The 23725-nt window shown below is 52.6% G+C and carries 20 protein-coding genes and 1 pseudogene; 8 read left to right on the top strand and 13 right to left on the bottom strand.

All coding sequences use genetic code 11. The annotated features are described in order from the left end of the window. Window positions 1–412: 412 nt before the first annotated feature. The gene (locus HBR94_RS04005) at window positions 413–1333 is read right to left on the bottom strand and encodes a LysR family transcriptional regulator (RefSeq protein WP_170044198.1); all 921 of its coding nucleotides are present in this window, start codon (window positions 1331–1333) and stop codon (window positions 413–415) included. 123 nt (window positions 1334–1456) lie between these two features. On the opposite strand from HBR94_RS04005, the gene HBR94_RS04010 reads away from it, so the two are divergent. The 3 genes from HBR94_RS04010 to HBR94_RS04020 all read left to right on the top strand — a co-directional run bounded on the left by HBR94_RS04010 (window position 1457) and on the right by HBR94_RS04020 (window position 4181). Continuing rightward, entirely contained in the window at window positions 1457–2206 is a 750-nt protein-coding gene (locus HBR94_RS04010; protein ID WP_170044300.1) for a 3-oxoacyl-ACP reductase family protein, read from the top strand. A gap of 82 nt (window positions 2207–2288) precedes the next feature. Continuing rightward, the gene (locus HBR94_RS04015; RefSeq protein WP_275942094.1) at window positions 2289–3248 is read left to right on the top strand and encodes an alpha/beta hydrolase; all 960 of its coding nucleotides are present in this window, start codon (window positions 2289–2291) and stop codon (window positions 3246–3248) included. A gap of 183 nt (window positions 3249–3431) precedes the next feature. Next, window positions 3432–4181 (top strand): 3-oxoacyl-ACP reductase family protein, encoded by a 750-nt coding sequence (locus HBR94_RS04020; RefSeq protein WP_170044199.1) that lies wholly within the window; start codon window positions 3432–3434, stop codon window positions 4179–4181. Window positions 4182–4369: 188 nt separating this feature from the next. Here HBR94_RS04020 and HBR94_RS04025 read toward each other — a convergent pair whose 3' ends face one another. Together HBR94_RS04025 and HBR94_RS04030 are read right to left on the bottom strand one after the other, a co-directional pair. After that, complete coding sequence (locus HBR94_RS04025) at window positions 4370–4879, bottom strand: DUF3757 domain-containing protein (RefSeq protein ID WP_170044200.1); 510 nt, start codon at window positions 4877–4879, stop codon at window positions 4370–4372. Between the two features lie 226 nt (window positions 4880–5105). Beyond that, on the bottom strand, window positions 5106–5477 hold the full coding sequence (locus HBR94_RS04030) for a type 1 fimbrial protein (RefSeq protein ID WP_170044201.1): 372 nt from the start codon (window positions 5475–5477) through the stop codon (window positions 5106–5108). Between the two features lie 312 nt (window positions 5478–5789). Between HBR94_RS04030 and HBR94_RS28455 the strand changes: the two are divergent. After that, window positions 5790–6869, top strand: a pseudogene (locus HBR94_RS28455) (transporter associated domain-containing protein). 49 nt (window positions 6870–6918) lie between these two features. Here the strand turns inward: HBR94_RS28455 and HBR94_RS04045 are convergent. The 6 genes from HBR94_RS04045 to HBR94_RS04070 form a co-directional block, all read right to left on the bottom strand. After that, a complete protein-coding gene (locus tag HBR94_RS04045) occupies window positions 6919–7437 on the bottom strand; it encodes a fimbrial protein (RefSeq protein WP_170044202.1) in 519 nt (172 codons plus the stop codon). A gap of 80 nt (window positions 7438–7517) precedes the next feature. Beyond that, on the bottom strand, window positions 7518–8627 hold the full coding sequence (locus HBR94_RS28530; RefSeq protein ID WP_262383350.1) for a fimbrial protein: 1110 nt from the start codon (window positions 8625–8627) through the stop codon (window positions 7518–7520). 74 nt (window positions 8628–8701) lie between these two features. Then, window positions 8702–11266 carry a fimbria/pilus outer membrane usher protein gene (locus tag HBR94_RS04055; protein WP_170044203.1) on the bottom strand — a complete coding sequence of 855 codons (2565 nt, stop codon included), beginning with the start codon at window positions 11264–11266 and terminating at the stop codon, window positions 8702–8704. Window positions 11267–11397: 131 nt separating this feature from the next. Then, window positions 11398–12177: a fimbria/pilus periplasmic chaperone gene (locus HBR94_RS04060; RefSeq protein ID WP_170044204.1), complete on the bottom strand. Its 780-nt coding sequence runs from the start codon at window positions 12175–12177 to the stop codon at window positions 11398–11400. A 22-nt stretch (window positions 12178–12199) separates the two neighbouring features. Then, window positions 12200–12967 (bottom strand): fimbria/pilus periplasmic chaperone, encoded by a 768-nt coding sequence (locus HBR94_RS04065; RefSeq protein WP_170044205.1) that lies wholly within the window; start codon window positions 12965–12967, stop codon window positions 12200–12202. A gap of 83 nt (window positions 12968–13050) precedes the next feature. Beyond that, on the bottom strand, window positions 13051–13626 hold the full coding sequence (locus HBR94_RS04070; RefSeq protein ID WP_170044206.1) for a fimbrial protein: 576 nt from the start codon (window positions 13624–13626) through the stop codon (window positions 13051–13053). 280 nt (window positions 13627–13906) lie between these two features. On the opposite strand from HBR94_RS04070, the gene HBR94_RS04075 reads away from it, so the two are divergent. Then, window positions 13907–14596, top strand: a complete 690-nt coding sequence (locus tag HBR94_RS04075) for a response regulator transcription factor (protein WP_262383351.1) — start codon at window positions 13907–13909, stop codon at window positions 14594–14596. Between the two features lie 144 nt (window positions 14597–14740). On the opposite strand, the gene HBR94_RS04080 is transcribed toward HBR94_RS04075, so the two are convergent. Continuing rightward, on the bottom strand, window positions 14741–15532 hold the full coding sequence (locus HBR94_RS04080; RefSeq protein ID WP_170044207.1) for a response regulator: 792 nt from the start codon (window positions 15530–15532) through the stop codon (window positions 14741–14743). Between the two features lie 435 nt (window positions 15533–15967). On the opposite strand from HBR94_RS04080, the gene HBR94_RS04085 reads away from it, so the two are divergent. Next, window positions 15968–16657: a response regulator transcription factor gene (locus HBR94_RS04085; protein WP_262383352.1), complete on the top strand. Its 690-nt coding sequence runs from the start codon at window positions 15968–15970 to the stop codon at window positions 16655–16657. 144 nt (window positions 16658–16801) lie between these two features. Here HBR94_RS04085 and HBR94_RS04090 read toward each other — a convergent pair whose 3' ends face one another. The 3 genes from HBR94_RS04090 to HBR94_RS04100 form a co-directional block, all read right to left on the bottom strand. After that, entirely contained in the window at window positions 16802–17593 is a 792-nt protein-coding gene (locus tag HBR94_RS04090; RefSeq protein WP_170044208.1) for a response regulator, read from the bottom strand. Between the two features lie 95 nt (window positions 17594–17688). After that, complete coding sequence (locus tag HBR94_RS04095; RefSeq protein WP_170044209.1) at window positions 17689–18315, bottom strand: response regulator transcription factor; 627 nt, start codon at window positions 18313–18315, stop codon at window positions 17689–17691. Window positions 18316–18364: 49 nt separating this feature from the next. Further along, a complete protein-coding gene (locus HBR94_RS04100) occupies window positions 18365–21997 on the bottom strand; it encodes a transporter substrate-binding domain-containing protein (RefSeq protein ID WP_170044210.1) in 3633 nt (1210 codons plus the stop codon). 381 nt (window positions 21998–22378) lie between these two features. Between HBR94_RS04100 and HBR94_RS04105 the strand changes: the two genes are divergently transcribed. Together HBR94_RS04105 and HBR94_RS04110 are read left to right on the top strand one after the other, a co-directional pair. Continuing rightward, on the top strand, window positions 22379–23065 hold the full coding sequence (locus tag HBR94_RS04105) for a response regulator transcription factor (protein WP_170044211.1): 687 nt from the start codon (window positions 22379–22381) through the stop codon (window positions 23063–23065). Between the two features lie 260 nt (window positions 23066–23325). Next, a complete protein-coding gene (locus HBR94_RS04110) occupies window positions 23326–23724 on the top strand; it encodes a hypothetical protein (protein ID WP_170044212.1) in 399 nt (132 codons plus the stop codon). Window position 23725: the final 1 nt, after the last annotated feature.

A 23725-nucleotide genomic window follows, 5' to 3' on the forward strand; every position in this document is an offset into this window, starting at 1 on the left:
CACCTGCAGCTGTGCATCCAATCTGGATTACGTCATATTTCCCAATGCCATGAGCGACTATATTGTCCACAAGCATAAGTTTCTCAGAGAACTCATTGACAGCGAACGCACATAACAAGTCGTGCGAACTTATAATCCCCCCCATAAGCCCTCTCTCAATTCCCAGATAGCCGCGAACATGCACAGACAGACTCTCGATTACATACCGAAGCCAAATCCCAAGCCATCCCACGAACAACATACAAACATGAACGTTTTTATTGTTGCACTTGACGAAGGCTATCCAGGGTTACAAGACACGAACATTCAGCCCCCCTTGCTGGTATGGCCGCTTCGATCTTGAGAGCGTGGACTGCCAATCGGTTTCTGGCTGCTGCGCGAAGCGCTTCATCGCTTTACGATACCCACAACCTCAACCCGCCCGAAACCTGCTGCCAGGTGCCTGTGCCAAACGAAGAAGTTCGTCAATAACCACACGCAATTTCGGCTGGATGTACCGGGTCTTGATCCAGATTGCATGGATCGGTACGCCATCGCCTGCCTGGTCGTCCAGCACGGAAAGCAGCGCCCCGGATTCGAGGTGTTCCTCCACCAGCCAAGTAGGCATCTGGGCCAGCCCGCTTCCGGCCAGCGCGGCGGCCAGTATGGCTTCGCAATCCCCTATTTCGTGACGTACAGGAATCTCAAACGCCTCGGTGGTACCGTCCGGGTTGCTCAGCAGCCAGCTATGGCGCAGCGTCATGGGCCACCCCGTGATGCAGGCATGCTGCGCTAGCTCTTCTCTTGCCTGCGGGAGCCCTCGGTGAGCGAAATAAGCCGGCGAACCGCAGATAACCCGACGCTGCTCGCCTAGGCGGCGCGCGACAAGATCCACGTTGTCATCCAGTGCTCCTACCCGCACGGCCAGATCGATCCCGTCAGCCAGCAAATCCACCGGGCGATCGCTGAAGGTTACCGACAGATCAAGCTGCGGGTACTGCCGCACGAGGTCCAGCAATGCCGGCAGGACATACCGGCGGCCGAATGCCGAAGGCAAGTCAATCCGCACCCGGCCAGCAGGCAGGCGCTGCTCGCTGCCCAGCCGGCTTTCGGCCTGATCCAGTATCGCCATGGCGTTCTGGCAATCGCACAGGTAAGAGTCGCCATCGTTGGTCAAGCTAACCCGCCGGGTGGTGCGGTGTAGCAGCTTGGTACCCAGGCGTGCCTCCAGGCGCATGATGCTCTTGCTCAAGGCCGAACCAGTCATTCCCAACGCCTGTGCCGCCAAGGTGAAACTGCCGGCCTGGGCCACAGTGACAAAATTGCGGATCTCGAGAAACTGGTTTTTCTGCATGGCGATTGCTTCCTATCAGAACTTAAAGAATGGAATTTAAGGGACTTAATCAGTATGCGGCAATGGCTTAGTCTTGTTCAACTTGATGAAAATGAATTTCAACTCCATAGCGAGCGAACACAGATGAAGCCGACGAAAAACCTCAAAGAAAAAATCGCGTTCGTGCAAGGCGGCTCTCGCGGCATCGGCGCAGCCATTGTCAGGCGCCTCGCCAGTGAGGGGGCTACTGTTGCATTCACCTATAACGCAGCACAGCGTGACGCAGAGCGACTGGTCAGCGAGGTTACCGGGGATGGCGGCTGCGTCATTGCCATCCGTGCCGACAGCGCCGACCCGCAACAATTGCAACTGGCCATACGCAGGGCTACGGAGCACTTCGGAGGCCTGGATATCCTGGTTAACAACGCCGGCATTCTGCCCTGGGGACCGCTGGAAGAACTGACGCTGGACGAGATCGACCGCACCCTGGCCATCAACGTACGTAGCGTGATTATCGCCAGCCAGGAAGCGGCACGTCATATGCGTGCGGGTGGACGCATGATCAATATCGGCAGTATCAATGCCGAGCGCATTCCCATTGCCGGCGGCGCGGTCTATGCCATGAGCAAGGCGTCTGTCGTCGGCTTCACCAAAGGCCTGGCGCGCGACTTGGGCCCACGTAGCATCACGGTCAACAACGTGCAGCCAGGCCCGGTGGATACCGATATGAATCCGGAAAATAGCGAGACCGCCAGCCAGCTGAAAAAACTCATGGCTCTTGGCCGTTACGGCAAAGATCACGAGATCGCAAGCTTTGTAGCCTTCCTGGCCGGCCCTGAAGCCGGCTATATCACCGGCGCAAGCCTGAGCATCGACGGCGGCTTTTCGGCCTGAGCCCTTACCCCCGCCCCCAGCGCAGAGACAATGGCGCAGGCTGGGGCACACTTTTGCTGCTTCCCCGACCAAAGAGACAAACATGACTGGCCCGATGAAATATCTAGCGACTCTGACCTGCGGTGCAATGTGTTCATTCTCGGTGATGGCGACCGATGAGTTCCCGATTCCGCAGGGTTTTAAAAGTGGCTTCGAAGAAGTCAACGGTATAAAAATGCACTATGTCGCAGGCGGCAGCGGCCCGGTGATCTTAATGGTTCATGGTTTTGCTCAATCCTGGTACGAATGGAACGATCTTATGCCGCAACTGGCAAAGACCCACACCGTCATTGCCGTGGATCTTCCAGGTCTGGGCTTGTCCGAACCGCTCAAAACCACCTATACCGGTGAGGACGTCTCCCCTTACATCTACGCCTTCGCCAAGCGTTTCAGCCCGGATGCACCGTTCAAACTCGTCGCGCATGACATCGGTATTTGGGCAACCTATCCGATGCTATCGCAGCATCAGAAAGATATTTCCCAGGTCGCCTACCTCGAAGCGGTAATCCCGGACTCGAGAATTTACGGTTTCCCAGCCTATACGCCGCAGGGAGAATCCACCGCCTGGCACTTCAGCTTCTTCTCAGCGGACGGCGCACTTCCCGAGACGCTGATTTCGGGCAATGAAAAGGTTTTCTTTTCTCACTTCATCAAAAAGCATGCAGAAAAACCCGAAGCATTTACTGAAAAAATGCTGGATCTGTACGCGAAGTCTTACTCAAAACCTCACACGCTCCACGCTGCATTCGAGTATTACCGAGCCCTTCCGGCCTCGGTACAACAAAACGAAGCGCTGTTGACTAAAGGCAAGCTAAATATGCCGCTGCTGGCTGTGTCCGGCAGTGGACGGGGTGGGCTGGGTCAAACCCAGATCGATCAAATGAATGAATATGCCACAAACGTACAAGGCCACGTCCTGAACGGCTGCGGTCACTGGTTGATGGAAGAATGCCCCTCCTTGGTCAAACCACTTGTAGTGGAGTTTTTGAACGGAAAAAAATAACGGGGCCGTAGCTTTCCGAAGTTGCTATACCGATCAGAAACAAGAGCATAATCAGACCGCCTCGGCAGCACTAGACTTGAGACCTTGAGCGGCCTGACAATGATAAATCTTCGCATGAATGGGCTGACCTGAAACTTGACGACGCCTGCCCCTACATTTTGAGTACTTCAAAGCGAGTAACCCATGAATCATAAAGATAGCCTTAAAGGAAAAGTAGCCTTTGTTCAAGGCGGCTCCCGTGGAATCGGCGCCGCTATAGTCGAGCGCCTCGCTCAGGAAGGGGCTGCCGTTGCTTTTACTTATGCCTCCTCAGTACAACAAGCCGAAAAAACCGTTACCCACATTACTGCCGCCGGCGGCAAGGCGATTGCCATCCAAGCCGACAGCAATGATGCGGCCGCCGTACAGGCTGCGATTCGCCAGACCGTGGAGCACTTTGGCGCGCTGGATATTCTGGTCAACAATGCCGGGGTTCTATCGTGGGCGCCACTGGAGGAGCTGACGCTGGAGGAGCTGGACCGAACGTTGGCCGTTAACGTGCGCAGTGTGTTCGTGGCCTGCCAGGAAGCCGCCCGACACATGAACGACGGCGGACGCATCATCAATATTGGCAGCGTGAATGCGGATCGGGTACCCATGGCAGGCGGTACGATCTATGCGATGAGTAAATCGGCATTGGTTGGCCTGACAAAGGGTATGGCCCGTGACCTTGGTCCGCGCCACATTACCGTCAACAACGTACAGCCAGGCCCCGTCGATACCGAGATGAACCCCGCCGACGGCGAAGGCGCAAGCCAGCTGCAAGCGCTGATGGCCCTGCAGCGCTATGGCAAGGCTGAAGAGATCGCTGGATTTGTCTCTTACTTGGTCGGGCCCGAGGCGGGCTACATCACCGGGGCCAGCCTGACGATTGATGGCGGTTTCTCAGCATAGAGGGCTGAGGTTCACTATCAATACTGATCATTGCCGGTCAATCAGTATCCGGCAATGACCAAGTGTAAACGTCTCGACCTGATCTAATACTCTTCTTAAAAGTCGGGCCTACTGAGTGTAATGGTTGCACAAGCCATCACCGACCAAACAGAAGTAACTCCCCATGAAGGAGACAACGCAATTTGATCTTAAGATTCGGTCTTGGCGTTGCTAGGCAACAAAGAGAATCTACAAGCATCTCGAAACTGATCGCTGCACTCAACAACCGACGGTGACGAGAACTCTTGCGAATGTCTCCAGGAGCTCTCCCCCAGCCTCATCAGGCTTTTGTTTGGCCTTTCAAAGTCAAGCCGCAGATCAAGTTGCTTTCCAGCGAAGGTCATGTATACGCAGCTATTTAGAAGCCCTTGCTTGAAGGGTTTAGTTTCCAGTAAAAAAAACATCGCTTTTTCAAACTTCACAACATAATCGAAGTCACCATCAACTATAACTCCCGCCCATCTCGCACGTTGGGTATTGGCGGGCGCCGTGAAGACTCCATCTTTATTTTTGATATCTAAAGGCGACGGACAAGACTCGACGTTGCCAGCGCGCACTGTAAATTGGCCAGTAACACCGAAAGAGCCGCTATCATTGGCGAGGCTCGAAAATATAATAACCTGTGAATACAAAACCCCCTGAATCACCACTTTAATCATTAATGGCTCTCACCGTGCGATATCAAGCCTAACTTATACGCAATCTGATTTTTTTGTTATATACGACTTGTCTCAAAGAACACATGAACTTTCACAGTATGCGACGCTTATCGTTTTCAAGCAGCTTCTACAGCCAGCAACCCTCCCCAGAGGCTGACTGTCCTTTCAGGGAATTGATCCGTTGCGACGAAGCCAAGCGTGGCAACGGATCAAGTTTTTTACCAACTCACTGCGAGATGAAGGTCACCAGATACGCCCCCGAACGAAGCGGCTCTCCAGCCTGATTGACCAGCAAATAGTGCTGATCGTAATACTTACCGCCTGTGCCACTATCGTGCAGCAAGGTTGCCTTGTGTGCCGCTTGCTCAAGGCCACTTCCACTGCCGACGGAGCGTACATTGATAATATTGCTCCGACTTATTGCTGGGCAGCGTTTGAGCGCCATCACGGCTCCAGACGTGTTTGACGGATCGCAGGCAGCACCAAAGATCCGTCCCTTGAAACTGATGACGCCTTCGGCAGGCGCGGCCAGCACTGGAGAGGCGTTGAGCATGAGAAGAGCGAAACTTGCAACAGCAGACAACTTTTGAAGATTCATGGCGATGCTCCCATTTTATAGTTATGTACTGCATCGTCAGTTTGGTCTCAAAATTTAGCCTTTGTTGTTATTTTTTCTTTACAGCCAACCTAACCTGAGGTAGGCCAAGGCGATAATTGCCCCTGTTTTTTGCTCCACCGCCCGTAACCTACCTGGCTTAAGATCATTTCTTGAGCGGGTGCTCTAAAGCTAAACTGCACAGCCATCACTGCGTCCACATTCCATTTACGCAATAAATAGCCTTCGCACTCCACTTCGCGAGGCCTTCAGGCCCGCTTGCTCCCTACCCTCTCAAGAAATAAAACAAGCTCTATGGAATGGATTACTGATCCAACAGCGTGGTTTGGCCTACTGACTCTGATCGTTCTGGGGCTCGTATTAGGCATTGATAACCTGGTCTTCATTGCCATCCTCACGGACAAACTCCCAACCGAATAATGCGATCGCGCGCGGGTGATCGGCTTGTCCTTAGCCCTTTTGATGCGTCTGGGCCTGCTGGCAAGCATCTCCTGGATGGTGACGCTGACGCCCCCCCTGTTAGAGGTATTCGATAAGTCGTTTTCGGGAAGGGACCTGATCAGGCTGTTCGGTGGTGTATTCCTGTTATTCAAGGCAAGCATGGAATTGCACGAACGTCTCGAAGGACATGTCGCCGAGCGCTCTGGCAACACGACTTACGCATTTTTCTAGCCCATCGCGGCGCAAATCGTGGTGCTGGATGCGGTGCTCTCCCTCGACGCAGTGATTACCGCAGCAGGCATGGTCGAAGAACTGTCGATCATGATGATTGCCGTCATCTTCTCCATTGGCCTGATGATTGTGGCGAGCAGGCCGCTGACTAAATTTGTCAATGGCCACCCTACCGTCATCATGCTATGCCTGGGCTTTCCGATGATGATCGGTTCAGCCTGACCGCCGAGGGCCTGAGTTTCCATATACCCAAGGGCTATCTCTATGCGGCGATAGGATTCTCTATCCTGATCGAAGTGTTTAACCAAGTCTCAATGCACTCGAGCAGACGCGCAAAGAATCCACGCACATCGCGTTTGTCATCAATGAGTTCGGCGAGTTTCTCGGAATGCTGCCCATGGCCGATGTTCTGGAGTCGATCGCAGGTGAGTTACCTGACGCCAGTGAAACCGAAGGGTCGGACATTCTAGCCAAGGATGTGGTTTCTTGGTGAATGCTGCAGTGAACCTGCGCTAGGCTCGAGACAAGACTGGGTTCCATGTCAACAGCACGGATGACTACCGTACGCTGGCGTGGATGCTCATGAGCATGCTGAGGCGTTTGCCAATGATTGGGGGGAGCTTAATACACCAAGGCTTGAAAATAAAAATTATTGAAATTGAGGAACGGCGCGTCACCAAAGTTTCACTGCATAAGGTGTAAATCTAAAGGCCGCGAAAGCGGCCTTTTTGATGACTATCTAGAGGTTGGTTCAGTTGTAGGTAATATTGACGGTCACCGTACTCACCAACGTACCAACAGTCACGGGATCCGCACTCACTTTAAAATAAGCGGCTCCTAGAGGTAATACCGCCCTTTCAGAAACCACTGGAACAGTACGCTGGTTATTAGCGCTGTTAGCCGTAATCGTAATCCAACTGCCGCCGATACGAGAGTACAGCCAAAGACCAACCCCTGTAGCTGTCCCGGTATTGGCGAAACGCCAGCCATCAATAGCAGGCGTTCCGGTAAATTGGAATATCACATTACTCACCCCTGCATCACAGTCCGCTGTCAATTCAAACTCTTTATTACCTACGGTATCAGCATTGATATCAGCGACGCGCACCGGATCAAGCGTGATACTCCGGTTTTCATCACCCGCAGCAAGGCTACAAGTACCCGGTATAATAAGCCCTTCAAATCTCAAGGTTCCCGTAGTCGCCGCTTGTGCGCCCCCCATAAAGCCAACGGATGCCGCAAGCACCAGGCAAGACAGTGATACTTTCATACTATTTCTCCAAGATTAAACACCCGCCATCTAAGCGATACTATCTTCAGCGAGGACGAGCCGACTACAATAAAAACTGTTCAATTATAAGTAATATTCACTGTTACTGTGCTCGCCAGGGTGCCTGTTTTAACCGCCCCCCCACCTGTATTGTAATAGCCTGCGCCCAACGGTAACACCGCTCTACCGGCAGAGACAGGCACCGTACGTGCATTGCTGTCAGCGTTAGCCGTGATGGTCTGCTCCGTACCGCCAATGCGTGAGTACAACCAGAGATTGATACCGCTGGCCGTTCCAGTATTGGCAAACCGCCATACATCGCTAGGCGCAGGGTTTCCACTGAACCTGAAGGTCACATTCGAGGCCCCTGAGCAATTGGCCGTAATCTCAAAGTTTTTCTTCCCGGCTACCTGGCCGACAAAATCAGCACGTTTGAGTGGATCAAGTTTTATTGTGCGATTGGTATCGCTGGTCGCTAGATTACAAGTTGCCGCATTGATAGTGAGCCTGAAGGGGTTAATAATAATGTTACTCGTTGCACCTGGCGACCCATCGATTGAAGTCGCTGCATAACTACGCGAACGCACTGTGAGGGCGACCTGCCGAGGAATATCGTAGATTCCCGATGAAAGGTCCTCAGTTGCAATAAATATCACATGGGTAAGCAATCCAAATCCCTGCGAAAAAGCTGCTGACCATAATTTATGTCCGGGACTTGAAGGGTTCTGCGTCATCAATATTTCATCACCCACCCCGTATTCCTTTCCGGTGAGAGCATAACCGATACCTTTTACTCCGGTAGGGTAAACACCATGCCCCTTCCAAGTAGCGACAGGCACTTTCACAGGGCGGGCCCACAAGGAAGCGGTTCGCAAATTCAAGGGACAGCCGGTAAATAAGAAAGGGTCGGAAACCTGGGAGAATATCGTACCAATTTGATTACCTTTGGCAACCGTCCAACTTATAGTCGACGATTTAACAACATGCAGCCATTCCGGATACTTAACATTGGTCGGGACGCAATCAAGGGCATAAGCACCCTCCCCCCCCATAAACATCAATAGACCCATAATGCCGGCGCAAGACTTACGTCGGCTTACGCTAGCTAACTTTTTACCACAAACGTTCAACTGCTGTCTCAAGTGAGCGTTACCATCTTCTATCAAGCGTAGCCTTTTATTTGTATTCATTCCCGTATCTCTGTCGTTAGACGAGTGGATCTTAGGTGCTCGCCCATACACTGAAAGGATATGTTCAGTCACGTTCAAGCCCCGCCCCTGCAAACACCGCTAATCTGCCTCAAGCTTTTCTTGGTCGTTTCAGCCTGAACATCAGCGAAATCAAACGGTATGCGACACAAGCCGCTCCCCCCCTCACTCCAACGTACAGTCAACTCACCCCTTTCATGACTAGTCCGAACAAACATCTTTCCAGACTGCCCTACCACACCCACGCTTGCGCCAAGCTCGTCAAATACATCCGCACCAAAGGGCACAGGGTTGCCATCGGCCTGCACCGCGTTGATCAACAGGGCGCGTCCGGTTGAGGTAGCGAACTCCATCAGCACTGCAGAACCGGCATGAGGTGCTACGTTCTGCGACGCTGTTTTGAGTTCCACATCGTGAGACATGTCTTTGGGATCAAGCTCAACGGAGTTGCTGCGATAGGGGATCAGATAGGGCACCACCGCATACCCGTCTTTACCGATTCTTGCATTGCCGCCGCTGCCTACCCAGGCCCCTTCTGCGCCAGGCGCATGGACGATGCCGAACGTGTCGCCAAGGTCTGGCGCCAAGGTGACCCCCCCGGAGTGAGCAACCACACCGCCGGATATGCCTAGACTGGTCGAGCGATAACCGCTGCCCTGACTGTAGCTACCGGAGGTTTCAGCATATTGGCCGCGATAGGTCAGATCGACGCTAGAGTTCCTGGTGCTTGCCTCAACCCCTTGGGAGTAACTGGTCGAAGCGCCATAGTTGATTTGATTGCGCTCACCTAATGAGCCGCTGATACCGGTACGCGCACTGTTCAACTGGTCGCTACGGCTCAGGGTTGTCGACAATGTGGGCGCGCGCGACGCACTTCCCAACGGTATGCTGAACGTCAAATCAATCTGGTTGCTCGTTTGATCCGTCAGCAAGTCACGACTGCGCTGGGCGCTCAGGGTGTAATTCACCTGGTTCCAGGCGCCGCTGTAGCCGGCTGTGAACGAGAGGTTGCTGTTGCCGCGGTTCCAGTAATGCTGAGAAGAACCGGTCAAAAAAAGCGACCCCTGACTCAGGTTCTGACTCAGGCTTACGTCAAAACGCTCACGCAAACGACCGATAGTGCTCAAGTCTCGTCCGTCACGGGCGTACTCGCGCAGCTGCGCGGCGTCACGGGCCCCAAGAAAGCCCGCAGTGGAGTAACGAAATGCCCCCAAGGCAAAGTTGGTTCCTGTCTCAGCGAAGCTTTTGTTGTAACGCACTTGCAGGCTTTGCCCTTCCATCGCGCCGATCACCGGCACCTCTGCCTGCGAGGCGGTCACGTCAAAAGAGAGTGCGCCCAGAGGAGTGTTGAACGCCGTACCGATAAGCTGCGACTGGTAGCCCTCCGAGGCATTGGCGCCCGCGTACCCAGTGATCAGGTTACTCAGCCCGCGCTGATAGGTGCCCTGCATCAACCAGGGCTTACTGGTCATGCCTAGCTCATCCATCACCCCCACACTCAACGAATAGCGTTGGTAGCCAGGACGCAGCAGATTGGCATTAGACGCAAAAGGCACAATGAATTGCCGGCGGCGCCCATCCGCCTCGGTAATCGTCACATCCAGGTCACCGCCGTAGCCGGTTGGGAAAAGATCCTCCAGCACGAACGGCCCTGGTGGCACCGTCACTTCATTGATCAAGATGCCACGCTGGCGCACAGTCACCCGGGCGTTGGTCTCGGCGACACCGCGTACGATCGGAGCGAACCCCGTCATGGTATCCGGCATCATGCGGTCGTCGGTGGCCAAGGTCAGGCCACGAAGGCGCACACTGTCAAAAAACTCGCCGGTGGTATAAATCTCGCCCCCCATCAGTTGAGATTGCAGCGTTGCAAGGCCGCGCTGGACATAGGTAGCGCTTTTCTGATAACCCGAACTGGTTTGATTACTGCTGTATGACCCGTTGTGGCGAAAATTCCACTCGCCCACATTGAGCCCAGTATTCAACCCCAAGTAACTGGAGGTCGAAGCGCGTCCGTTGTTGTGGTTGGAATAGGTATTGGCGCTATATCGGGCAAACCCGACATTGGTGCTCTCGTCCCAATGTTCGGGGCTGACATAACCTCGTGCATTGCGCGACAGATACAACTGAGGAACCTGTACCTCCAGCTTGCCCTCGCCGGCATCAAACTGAATGCTCGCGCCCGGAACATAGGTACCTATTTCCTCGCAGACCTGCTTCGCGGGCAGGGAAGGCGGAACGCTGGCCCCTGCCTGCATTGCTTTCTGCTGGACACCATCAATATCGATCCCCAGCTTGATCATCAACGCCCGATCCAGACACAGTTGAGCGCTGGGTCGATCCGCGACCGTGGCAAACACCAACTCCTCGCGACCAGTCCAACTGCCATTGATATAAATTTCTGAACGATAAGTGCCGGGCAAAACCACATTGCCGGCGTTGAACCGTGAAATGTCAAACTGCCCAGCCGCGCCCCCACTCGGGAAGAACGCCGGATTGAATTCGACTTGCTCAACCTCGGACGCCAATGCCGCATTTCCCCCACCCAGTAACAAAATGCCATGGATAGCCGTGAACAGGCGTCGTAACCTTAAACGTGAGAAGTTGGATGAACAGTGCATTTTCGATCTCATTACGAGCGCTCCAAATCTTGTGCAGCGCGGAAAATCGGCAAGCCGAACCCGCTACTACGCCGAGACGTGTAGATGTCAGGAGTGAAGGACTTGAAGGGGCGGGACGTCTAATCAGCCCGCTAGCGCGAAATCTTCTGTGTGTGAGTGCTCACCGAGCCAATGTCGTCAATGACCTTGAACTCAACCTGCGCATCGGCACCCGGCAGCGACTTAAGATCTGGCAGGGCGAATAGATTGCTCGCGCCTGGGCCGACCATATTGTCCGAACTCACCTGCCCTTCGGGTTTGACGTATCGCTTGTCGGCTGCCACCAGCACCACTGAATCGAAATTCACGTTGTAGGGCGTAGGGTTATGCACTTGCAAAGCGGGGCCTTGTTCGCGGTTCACCAGTTGCCAACGCAACTTGCCCGGTGCCTGACCAACGTCATAGGGTAGGCCTTCAGGGCGAAAGAACAGTTTCAGACGACTGCGAAAAGCAAATTGCAGCTGGTTTTCGGCTTCATTACTCTGTGCTTTCGGAGGAACTTCCAACACGTTGAACCAGAACAGGCTCTCCTTATCGCTCGGTAACGCCTCGCCGGTATATACCAAGCGGACTACCTGCTGCTTGTTGGGCTCCAGACGAAAAATCGGCGGCATCGCGACAAAAGGCACCCGAGCGTTTTCCGGAGACGCATTCTCGTCCCCTCCGTCCATCCAGATTTGCACCAACGCTGGCTTGTCATTGTTGTTTTTGAGCCAGATGCTCACGTCTTTCTGATTGGCTTTGTAGACAACCCGGGTGCCGCTGACGACAACGCCAGCGTGGGTAGGCAAAGCGATGGCCACGCTCAGGAAAGCCATTAGCAGAGGCAAAATGACCGACGCACAGGTACGGTTCACTGCAGAGCCATTCATAATTCGCACTCCTCCCTTGACTTCAAGATTGCAGGTCGATCGAATGTTTGATCTTTGCGCCAAAGTCATTCGTTTCGGTGAACTCGACCCTCAGGGGCCCGGAGGGTTTGCTCTGTAAGCCTGGCAGCATGAATCGCTTGATATCTCCCGATGGTAATAACAAGTTGTCATTGGGCTGTAAGGGCTTCGCTATTCGATACTTTTGCTTGCTTTCAGTCAGCAGTTCGACCGAGGACATCGGAAGGTGATAAGGCGTGCGGTTCAACACCTCAAGCGCATACCCGCCCTGATAGGCCACTAATGTCCAGGACAGTTTCTTCGCGGCATCGCTACGCGCATAGGGCAGCCCAGAGGGGCGGAAGTAAACCCGTAACCGTGTGCGAAAAGACAGTTCGATAAGATTTCTACCATCAGCCCCGACAGTCTTGGGCTGAATCTCCATCACATTCAACCAGTACAGGCTTTCGCGATCGGCGGGTAATGGTTCCCCCGTGTACCGCAAGCGTAGTGCCTGTTGCGTTTTGGGCTCAATGCGGAAAATCGGCGGCACCACACTGAACGGTGCTTGCGCGGTGGTCGGCGTCACAGATTTATCGCCGTCATCCAGCCAAGCCTGGATAAGTGAGGGGCGTGCCCCTTTGCTTTCCAGGCGCACTACCACTTCCTGCTGCTCGGCCGGATAAATCACTCGGGTCCCCTGAATGATCACCGAGGCATAGCTAACCGTGGCATGCAAAGAAGCCGTGGCGCAGACGCTGATAACGAGGAAAAAACGGACTAGATTGTTCATGGAAGGTAACTCTTGCGTGGAGAACGGACCCACGATGGTGCTGTGGGTCCGACGGAGGGTGCATTGGCGCCCCCGTAACAGCCTTATTCGGTATATTCGACGACAAAGCCCACACGGGAAGCGATGGCACCCTGGGTCGCAGCGCCCGTTGCGTAGTACTGGGCCGCCAACGGGATGATGGCTTGGTTATCAGCGATCACCACACCATCGGACTTTTCGCTGTAAACGTTAATCGGTGTGCCATCCTGCTTAGTCACTTCAATTTGTACGTTCTTGGCGTTGGTGGTATCGGCCGGGTCATCCCAACCGTCGACATTCAAGCGACCGGTTGCGACATCAATCGCCGGGCTCGTCGGGTCGAACGCTACGAGTGCAGTACGACCGTTGGTGCATGCCGCCTCACCAGGAGCACCAACACGAATGGTGAAACCGGTGAGGTTGGCACGGTCACCTGCCGCCGCCAGACGCGAAGCGGCAATGCCGTCGAGTTCGACATCCTTCACGACAGCGCCACTACCCGGGGCAACACCTTCAATCGTGCAAGTCACATCGGTCACCAGACCGCTGAAGTTAATAACACCGTCGGTGGCGGATGCCGGCAAAGCAACAATGGCGGAGAATGCAACGGCAATGGCAGCGGATAGAGTACTTTTTTTCATATAACACCTTGAACAATGCGAGTAAATTTCCGGCGTGCACCATGCAGCCGGGAGCACAAGGCCGGGCACTTGCCTGACCTGCCTGCGGAAATACTTTGTCGCAATGCCCACCTGACGAACATCGAGAATTCTCTAAGTTTTTAGGAATAGAGATTTCTCTAGACGCGCATACGATAGAGTTTAAGGGATGGACATTCAGGTGGGCTTACCGTGCTCTATCACCTGTTCACACTGCACTGGAAGCACTGAGATGATTCACCGACATATGCATGGAGCTTCGATGATCAGTAATCGATTCCCACCCTATACCGTGATGCTGGTAGATGACCACAAAATTGTCCGGTATGGGATAACGGCCTGGCTGGAGTCAGAACCTGATATTCGAGTAATCGGCAGCTTTGATTCGAGCAAGGAATTGTTGGCAGCCATGGCGATGCAGCCGGTTGATGTCGTGCTCATCGACTTCAACTTGGGCGAGACGGACATTGATGGGATCAATTTGATCAGAATGATCAAGTTACGCCATACCGCGTGTAAGGTTCTGGTACTTTCCTCGCACTACACGCCTGCAACTGTGGCGCTGGCCATGCAGAACGGGAGTTCGGGATTTTATGGAAAAAGTCAGGAACTGGACGAACTCGCGATGGCTATCCGCAAAGTTGCAAAGGGCCAAAGCTATCTGCATACCTCCATGGCTGTCGAAGTAGCGAACTACTTGGGTTCACGGCCTGTAAGCGCTTCAATACATAGGGAGAACAAAGTCAGTCTCATTCAACACACCTCACTGTCCCCCAAAGAGCAAGAGGTACTTCGCTGCTTCCTCAACGGTTTATCCGTCAATGACATTGCTGATAAGTTCTCCCGTAGCGCCAACACCATTAGTACGCAAAAGCAATCGGCGTACCGCAAGCTGGGCATCAAAACAGATAGCGAGCTGTTTAAGTTATTCAACACAATCCGTGACCAGTAACGGGCTTCGGCTATAACGGCACAGATAGAAAGGCGAGTCACTTCCTTGTATTACGCGCAACTTCAAATGAACCCAATGAATTGCACTAGCCAACGTTCAGGTGATGGACTAGATATGCTGTAAAAAACTCCACCGACCCTGATTTTAGCAGTCATTTTGCGTCCCCAAACGCGACCTCAGGGTTATCGCTAACGCGGTCATTTCCTTCTTCAAGCTAGAGATTGACGCTTCCAACATGACGGTAGGATGGCCAACCTGAAAAGCCAACTCAACATGCTCACACGCTGATATCAAGCCCTGAGCCTTGATAATTCGCGCGCCTCCTTTCACACGGTGTGCCAACGCCATAATGGCTTCGATGTCAAACATAACTGACAGTTTAGCCAGCCCGGTCAAGTCTTGAAGGTTACTGCTAATCAGATCATTGAGCAGGCTTTTCATTGCCTGCGCATCATTTCCAGTCACGAGTTCAAGACTACTTAGATCAATATCTGCGCCGCGAGAAACCTTATATTCCCGTAGATGAGCGTTATTTTCGAATAGCCGTACGCCTGCCAGGCGCTGGGTCAAGTCCACCAAACTGACGGGCTTGAACAAACAGCCATCCATACCAGCGTCAAAGCAGCGATCGTTTTCATATAATTGAGCATTGGCGGTGACGCCGAGAATGAGACAGGGTTTAGCGCCCCGCCGTTGCTCTTCACTTCGAATCGTTCGAGTCAATGTATATCCATCTATGATTGGAAGATTGCAGTCACTAATAACCACGTCTACTTGATGAGCCCGCCAAGCTTTCAAACCAAGGGCGCCATCTTCCGCGACGATTACTTTATGGCCGAGATAATCCAATTGCCTAGACAACAGAAAACGACTGGCCGAATGATCATCAATGATCAGAATTGTTAATTTCTTATTCTTCAATTTTGGCTTGATCATAAGCACACGGGAACTGACGCCGTTCATAACAAACAAGCAATATTCGCCAAAACGCGCCGTGAGGATCGGTTACACACCATTACTAATGCGGACACTTACACTACGTTATTACGCCTTGCCAAATCCGCAAGGTGAATCAGGGAGCTGATTTTCATATAACACCTTGAACAATGCGAGTAAATTTCCGGCGTGCACCATGCAGCCGGGAGCACAAAGCCGGGCACTTGCCTGACCAGCCTGCGGAAATACTTTGTCGCAATGCCCACCTGACGAACATCGAGAATTCTCTAAGTTTTTAGGAATAGAGATTTCTCTAGACGCGCATACGATAGAGTTAAAGGGATAGACATTCAGGGGGGCTTACCGTGCTCTATCACCTGTTCACACTGCACTGGAAGCACTGAGATGATTCACCGACATATGCATGGAGCTTCGATGATCAGTAATCGATTCCCACCCTATACCGTGATGCTGGTAGATGACCACAAAATTGTCCGGTATGGGATAACGGCCTGGCTGGAGTCAGAACCTGATATTCGAGTAATCGGCAGCTTTGATTCGAGCAAGGAATTGTTGGCAGCCATGGCGATGCAGCCGGTTGATGTCGTGCTCATCGACTTCAACTTGGGCGAGACGGACATTGATGGGATCAATTTGATCAGAATGATCAAGTTACGCCATACCGAGTGTAAGGTTCTGGTACTTTCCTCGCACTACACGCCTGCAACTGTGGCGCTGGCCATGCAGAACGGGAGTTCGGGATTTTATGGAAAAAGTCAGGAACTGGACGAACTCGCGATGGCTATCCGCAAAGTTGCAAAGGGCCAAAGCTATCTGCATACCTCCATGGCTGTCGAAGTAGCGAACTACTTGGGTTCACGGCCTGTAAGCGCTTCAATACATAGGGAGAACAAAGTCAGTCTCATTCAACACACCTCACTGTCCCCCAAAGAACAAGAGGTACTTCGCTGCTTCCTCAACGGTTTATCCGTCAATGACATTGCTCACAAGTTCTCCCGCAGTGCCAACACCATTAGTACGCAAAAGCAATCGGCGTACCGCAAGCTGGGCATCAAAACAGATAGCGAGCTGTTTAAGTTATTCAACACAATCCGTGACCAGTAACGGGCTTCGGCTATAACGGCACAGATAGAAAGGCGAGTCACTTCCTTGTATTACGCGCAACTTCAAATGAACCCAATGAATTGCACTAGCCAACGTTCAGGTGATGGACTAGATATGCTGTAAAAAACTCCACCGACCCTGATTTTAGCAGTCATTTTGCGTCCCCAAACGCGACCTCAGGGTTATCGCTAACGCGGTCATTTCCTTCTTCAAGCTAGAGATTGACGCTTCCAACATGACGGTAGGATGGCCAACCTGAAAAGCCAACTCAACATGCTCACACGCTGATATCAAGCCCTGAGCCTTGATAATTCGCGCGCCTCCTTTCACACGGTGTGCCAACGCCATAATGGCTTCGATGTCAAACATAACTGACAGTTTAGCCAGCCCGGTCAAGTCTTGGAGGTTACTGCTAATCAGATCATTGAGCAGGCTTTTCATTGCCTGCGCATCATTTCCAGTCACGAGTTCAAGACTACTTAGATCAATATCTGCGCCGCGAGAAACCTTATATTCCCGTAGATGAGCGTTATTTTCGAATAGCCGTACGCCTGCCAGGCGCTGGGTCAAGTCCACCAAACTGACGGGCTTGAACAAACAGCCATCCATACCAGCGTCAAAGCAGCGATCGTTTTCATATAATTGAGCATTGGCGGTGACGCCGAGAACGAGACAGGGTTTAGCGCCCCGCCGTTGCTCTTCACTTCGAATCGTTCGAGTCAATGTATATCCATCTATGATTGGAAGATTGCAGTCACTAATAACCACGTCTACTTGATGAGCCCGCCAAGCTTTCAAACCAAGGGCGCCATCTTCCGCGACGATTACTTTATGGCCGAGATAATCCAATTGCCTAGACAACAGAAAACGACTGGCCGAATGATCATCAATGATCAGAATTGTTAATTTCTTATTCTTCAATTTTGGCTTGATCATAAGCACACGGGAACTGACGCCGTTCATAACAAACAAGCAATATTCGCCAAAACGCGCCGTGAGGATCGGTTACACACCATTACTAATGCGGACACTTACACTACGTTATTGCGCCTTGCCAAATCCGCAAGGTGAATCAGGGAGCTGACGCTCAATTTCTCAACGACGCGAGACTTATAAGTACTAATGGTCTTGCTACTTAACAGCATTTCCTCGCCAATTTGTTTATTACTCAACCCTTTTGCCAACTGCTGAAAAATGGTTAGCTCACGATCTGACAGACTATTAATCAGTTTCTGCTCTGAGGCTTGTACATCATTTCTACGCCCTGATTTAAGGGCTAGATTAGGAAAAAATGTGTAGCCAGACATCACCGTACCAATGGCTTTTACCAGTTCCGTAAGATCATCTGTTTTTGACACGTAACCGGCCGCGCCGGCCTTCATGCAACGCATTGAAAAAAACGCTGACGACAGCGAGGTTAACACTAATACTTTTACTGGCAGCTCCAAGTCCGAGATGCGGTTGAGTACGCCCAAGCCGTCCATCTTGGGCATTGATATATCCAGCAAGACCAAATCTGGCAGGTGCTCTCGAATAAGCTGTAACCCATCCCATCCGTTATCCGCTTCCGCAACCACCTCAAAATTTTCCTGCTTAAGGATCATTTTCACGGTTGATCGAATAAACGGATGATCGTCAACAACCATAGCTCTGTGCATGTTTAACTCCTATAAAAAAGACACTATCCATCTTGAATAGTAGCTGGCTCTATTCCTCAACACGCACCTCCCGCAACTCATCTTCAAGCGCACGGAGGCAAGCCTGTATCTGCTCGATCTGAACCTGATAAGGCGAATCAACCTCTTCCATAACCAGCCGCTCAAGCTCGACGCATGCCTGGCCCAGCACGAGATCGCCGGTCAGCGTTGCACCACCACGTATCTTATGGGCGATTCTGGCGAGACCAGGCCTGTCATCCGCCTGTACCAGAAGTTCCAGACTTAGACTGTCCTCTTGAAGAGAAAGCAGAATCTGCTCAACCAGTGGCGCATAAGACTCAGGGCTCAACAATCTGATTTTTTCCAGCTCTCCGCCCTTCGTAACCGCCGCCGCTTGCGAGCGTCGCGCACAACTTTGGGCCACTTCAGCAATCGTGGACGCCAGCGTTTCGATACTGACCGGTTTAAACAAACATTGATTCATGCCTGCGGCGAGGCACAACTCGCTCGCTTCCGCTTGAGCGTTTGCGGTCAGTCCAAAAATCGGGTGCTGGCGCACAGCTCTTTGATGCTCGTCCTCGCGCATATTTCGCGCCAGCTCATATCCGTTCATGCGCGGCATATTGCAATCGGTGATGGTCAGGTCGAAGGCGGACTCCGCGCTCATCCACAGCGCCAATGCGGTTTCACCATCATCGCAGGGAACCGCCTCATGCCCGAGAAACTCCAGCTGCCGGCAGAGCAATGTGCGATTTGGTGCGTGATCCTCCACCACCAGAATTCTGAGCTTGTGGCCCGATTGCAGGTTCATATCGGAGGTATTGACGTCCTTGGCAATATCGACCGGCTCAGCCTCGAACAAGACCGTGAAACACGACCCCAGTCCAGGCTGGCTGTCCACACTCAACTTCGCGTCGAGTAGATTGGCCAGACTGGCGCAAATGCTCAAACCTAATCCGGTGCCTGCCGCACGATGGGCTTGCGGATCGGCTTGAACGAAAGGTTCAAACACTTCCTTACGCTGGGCATCGTTCAGGCCTTTGCCCGTGTCTGTCACTTGAATAGCAAAACGCGCACGCCCCTCGTCCTCGATACCGGGTAACTCACGCAATAACAACTGAACATAGCCCTTCTCGGTAAACTTGATCGCGTTACTGATGAGATTGGATATCACCTGATTAAGCATCAGCGCATCAATCATCACGCAGTTATGCTGAACCTCGTTGACCAGACGGAGCTCGATATTCTTTTTACTCGCACTGGTCTCGAACAAGCGATAAATCGATTGGGTCAACTCGACCAGTTGGGTAGGGCGTGGCGAAGGCGCCATCGCGCCTGCCTCGATTTTTGACAGGTCGAGAATGTCGCCAATCAACGACAGCAGCGACTGAGCCGATTGATGGGCAACTTCAAGGCTTTCTTCGATCTCCACAGCGGTACCACCACGTACACGCAACAACTCAATAAGGCCGATCAACGCGCTAATGGGAGTACGAATCTCATGACTCATGCTGGCCAGGAAAACTGATTTAGAGCGATTGGCGTCGTTGGCGTCTTCTTTGGCCTGGCGTAATTGCTCTATCAACTGCGAACGCTCGGTAATATCCAGCCAACCACCAATCACCCCCGTGTATTGGCCAGCGCCGTTCAGATACGGCAGTATCCAGTGGTACACACGGAACTGCTGCCCGCGCAGTTCAAAGTCCATATCATCAAAGGTCGCTTGCCCGTGCCGCAACGCATCCATGTAGATCTGGTGGTAGCGCGCGCTCACCTCGATACCCGCCACGTCGCTCTGGATTAACGTTCGTCCGATCACCGTCTCTCGTGTAATGCCGAAAAAGTCCAGGTAGGCGCGATTGCAGTCCACCAAGCGACCTTCGCGGTCGCGGACATACAGCGCCACCGGTGCCCCATCGATCAGCGTCCGGGTGAACTGCAACTGATCTTCCAACGCATGTTCTGCTTTTTTACGTTTGTTGATCTGGACCTGCAAATAGTAGTTCCAGACCAAAAACACAAGACCGAATAGAATCGCAGCGGCGATGACGGTATACACAACTTCCTTGTAAGTGCTCCAGGAACTGGCGACCGCCGGAGATTCATGTACGCGCCAACGGTCGACCATCATCTTGAACTCGTCCGGTCGGATTTCCAGCAACGCGGCATTGATAATGTCCTTGAGCACCTGGTGATCAGGTCCGACTGCCATACCGACCCTGGCAGGATGCGTGCCGACCACTGACGCAATATGCAAGTCTTCCTGAAAGTGGTGCTTGATAAAGTAGTCCGCACCGTATTGGGTATGAACCGAACCCTCAACCTCACCTGCCGCCAACATTTCAAGGCCCTGCGTCGCATTTTGCGCTGTCACCTGAGTGATGTGAGGGAACTGATTGTGCACCGTCAATGACACCGGGCTGCCCCAAGGTAACGCCAGCCGTAAACCGCTTAACTCTTCCAGACTTTGGATCCCGGCCTCGGCACGACGGGTGACCACGACGAATGGGCTGATCATATACGGCCGGGTGTATTGCTCCGGCTCCAGACGAAACTCCCCAATACTCAATGCCGCTATCACGTCCACTTTACCGTCCTGCAAGCGACTTACCATGTCGCTCACACTGTCGCTGCGGACAATCTCAAACTCCAAACCGGTTAAGCGAGCGATTAACTTGAGCATATCGGCGCTCAGCCCATTGAGCTGGTTCTTATCATCAAAGAACGTCAAGGGTGCATAGGCGTCAGCGACCACCACCTTGAGTTTGGGGTGCGCCGCTATCCACGCGCTTTGCTCAGGAGTGAGATTGAGGGATTTAGGTGCGATCACAAAGTTATTGTTGAGTGCCCAATTGGAGGTAATCCTCAACATATCAGCCACAGGAATCGCCGCCAGTGATGCGTTGACGGCTTCCAGCAAGTGCGGCTGACGAGCACTGATTGCGAAGTTGATGTCCGCTGCCGTCCGCGCATTTGCATCGGCGGCAATATACAAATCGTTGCGGTAGAAGCTTGACAAGAGAAACTCGGCCGTCACCGCATTGGTACGAACCGCATCAACCTGGTCATACGCTAATGCTGCGAAAGCATTCAGATGGTTCACATAAGGCAACAGTGTACTTTTAGGGTGCTGATCTTGAATGCGCTTGATGTGTGAGTCAGTTGCGCCAATATAGGCCAGTCGCTCGACTGTAGCCGCGGTGCCGGATTTAACCGGGTCGTTGATACGACGAATGATGACCTTGTGATTCAAAAGATAAGGCTTGCTGGACTTGAAAACAGGGTTGTCATCGTCTGTCACATCGTTCAATGCCAACATATCGACTTCACCTCGTGCCATTGCTTGCAACGCGTGAGGCCGGTCCTCAAACCGTAGCATGCGCATGCTCACCCCTAAGGTATGCTGGAGCAGCCCCAATACGTCGGCCGTCACCCCCTCAAAGCTGTTCGGGTCGAATCCTATGTGCATTGGCGGGCGCGCCCCCCCCCAAAAACCCACACGGATTGTTGACCTACGGTCCAGCCACGCCTGGGTTTTACTGTCAAAGGTGACATGGGGAGCGGTTAATGGCGTGTGCACAAGGAGCTTTACTCCATTTTCACCAAAAGCCAACTGAGCGATCGACGAGAGCCACAGCAGGCAGATGAACGTAATCCAACGATTGGCAGATAGTGTTTTCAAGATGCACAACATCCATTAATGGTGCAGGAGGCTCTGTCTAAGCAATTGCGACAGGAGAGCTTGGTGTGCTCAACAGTCTATACCGACTCATCACCCATCCTACAAAAGTTCCAACCACATCCTGCGCAAACTTTTGTACCCATCATCGTGTGCCTGGAGCATGGACATCAGAGTGACAAACTTGCCGCCAACTGAGAACGAGACCTGTCTCAAACCGAAACGAGCACGCATGCCATTAGCCGTCTAAACGCAATAAAAACCCTGGACGTTGAAGCGAGTGATTTATTTGAGTGCCCGCTTGAGCTAATGTAGCGACGCGGTGAGATAATGCAGAGTCGTCTATGATGCCTGCCCCTGAGCTACGCGCTGGAGTGCGACACCATGAAGTGGTCAGTCATGTCACCCTTACGAATTATCCTGATGGATGACCATGCCCTGATTCGTGAAGCCTTAAAGATTCGCCTGACCGTGGAAGCCGACTTTAAGGTACTGGGCGCTTACGCCAGAAGTAGCGAACTCATTGAAGCGCTGCGTCAGCAGAACGCGGACCTGGTGATACTCGACTATCAGTTAACGGATGGTGAGCTGGATGGCATCAGGCTGATTCAATTGGTCCGTAATCACTATCCGGATTTGCATATTCTGATTTATTCCTCCTTGGAAAGACCGGCGACTGTCAACCTGAGTATTCGCGCTGGCGCCAATGGATTCGTGGGGAAGTCTCAAGAAACAAACGAGCTGATAAAGGCCATTCGAATGGTCGCGATGGGTCGAATGTACCTGGCGCCGAGCATGCTGACTGAACACGACAAACCGCCGGCTTCGCAGGGCACAGACGAGAACAGCCTCAGCACGGATAAGGCCCTGCTCGATCACCCTGAGCTGTCGCCAAAAGAGCGCGAAGTGCTGCGCTGCTGCCTGGAAGGCCTCTCGGTCATTCAGGTTGCGACCAAATTTTCTCGTAGCAGAAAGACTATCAGCGGGCAAAAACAAGCGGCATTTAGAAAGCTGGGAATCAAAACCGATACCGAGCTGTTCAAACTACAGTCCCAATTAAAAGAAGTCTGAGTTCATTCCGCTAGCCCCCTCCCCCAGCCAGTCTTGGGGTTTTCTGTAGCGCCCATCCACATAACGGAATGGGCCCTGCACAGATGAGCTCATGACACACCATTTCGCCCGCCAACGCCGGGCACAATCATTGCTGAGTCCACTCGCATCGCCACCCTGCGGCTTTTTTGAGACAAGCCTTAAATGCATTGCTCGTGTCTTCAGGCAACCTTAAAGGCCTCAAATGCCTTCTATAAGGCCAGCCACTGAAGGAACGGAAAATGCTTGATAAAAATCTGAGAGTTTTGATCGTTGAGCCTAACGAAATCCAAGCCATCTGCGTTGATAAAATGCTCAATCGCATGGGCTATTACTGCGTTGCTACCACCCACACGCTGATTGACGGCTTGATACTCAACAGTTACGGCCAGAAAAAATTTGATGTGCTGATCGTACCTGAACATATGATCAACCCTAAAGCCGAGTCAGCCCCGTCTGGCTTTCTGTTCAACATTGACAGTCTGTATATTTATGCGTGCGACCCTCAATCCGCAATAGCGGCTCCGCGTAACAGAGGCGCGCTGCGCACTCAGGTTGGACTGCCAGAATACTCGGCACTTGAAGATTTTATGGACCGCGTAGTTCGGGCGCGCTCACAAGGCTTGGCCAAATCGGCATGAC

This window comes from Pseudomonas sp. WS 5412 (assembly GCF_012985615.1).
In the GTDB taxonomy this organism is placed as follows: domain Bacteria; phylum Pseudomonadota; class Gammaproteobacteria; order Pseudomonadales; family Pseudomonadaceae; genus Aquipseudomonas; species Aquipseudomonas shahriarae.

Coding starts and splice junctions, on each gene's coding strand:
- HBR94_RS04025 (WP_170044200.1), bottom strand. CDS start 4,879: ATGATTAAAGTGGTGATTCAGGGGGTTTTGTATTCACAGGTTATTATA.
- HBR94_RS04075 (WP_262383351.1), top strand. CDS start 13,907: ATGATCAGTAATCGATTCCCACCCTATACCGTGATGCTGGTAGATGAC.
- HBR94_RS28530 (WP_262383350.1), bottom strand. CDS start 8,627: ATGAATACAAATAAAAGGCTACGCTTGATAGAAGATGGTAACGCTCAC.
- HBR94_RS04015 (WP_275942094.1), top strand. CDS start 2,289: ATGACTGGCCCGATGAAATATCTAGCGACTCTGACCTGCGGTGCAATG.
- HBR94_RS04055 (WP_170044203.1), bottom strand. CDS start 11,266: ATGCACTGTTCATCCAACTTCTCACGTTTAAGGTTACGACGCCTGTTC.
- HBR94_RS04110 (WP_170044212.1), top strand. CDS start 23,326: ATGCTTGATAAAAATCTGAGAGTTTTGATCGTTGAGCCTAACGAAATC.
- HBR94_RS04005 (WP_170044198.1), bottom strand. CDS start 1,333: ATGCAGAAAAACCAGTTTCTCGAGATCCGCAATTTTGTCACTGTGGCC.
- HBR94_RS04070 (WP_170044206.1), bottom strand. CDS start 13,626: ATGAAAAAAAGTACTCTATCCGCTGCCATTGCCGTTGCATTCTCCGCC.
- HBR94_RS04085 (WP_262383352.1), top strand. CDS start 15,968: ATGATCAGTAATCGATTCCCACCCTATACCGTGATGCTGGTAGATGAC.
- HBR94_RS04080 (WP_170044207.1), bottom strand. CDS start 15,532: ATGATCAAGCCAAAATTGAAGAATAAGAAATTAACAATTCTGATCATT.
- HBR94_RS04010 (WP_170044300.1), top strand. CDS start 1,457: ATGAAGCCGACGAAAAACCTCAAAGAAAAAATCGCGTTCGTGCAAGGC.
- HBR94_RS04020 (WP_170044199.1), top strand. CDS start 3,432: ATGAATCATAAAGATAGCCTTAAAGGAAAAGTAGCCTTTGTTCAAGGC.
- HBR94_RS04060 (WP_170044204.1), bottom strand. CDS start 12,177: ATGAATGGCTCTGCAGTGAACCGTACCTGTGCGTCGGTCATTTTGCCT.
- HBR94_RS04030 (WP_170044201.1), bottom strand. CDS start 5,477: ATGAATCTTCAAAAGTTGTCTGCTGTTGCAAGTTTCGCTCTTCTCATG.
- HBR94_RS04095 (WP_170044209.1), bottom strand. CDS start 18,315: ATGCACAGAGCTATGGTTGTTGACGATCATCCGTTTATTCGATCAACC.
- HBR94_RS04045 (WP_170044202.1), bottom strand. CDS start 7,437: ATGAAAGTATCACTGTCTTGCCTGGTGCTTGCGGCATCCGTTGGCTTT.
- HBR94_RS04090 (WP_170044208.1), bottom strand. CDS start 17,593: ATGATCAAGCCAAAATTGAAGAATAAGAAATTAACAATTCTGATCATT.
- HBR94_RS04105 (WP_170044211.1), top strand. CDS start 22,379: ATGAAGTGGTCAGTCATGTCACCCTTACGAATTATCCTGATGGATGAC.
- HBR94_RS04065 (WP_170044205.1), bottom strand. CDS start 12,967: ATGAACAATCTAGTCCGTTTTTTCCTCGTTATCAGCGTCTGCGCCACG.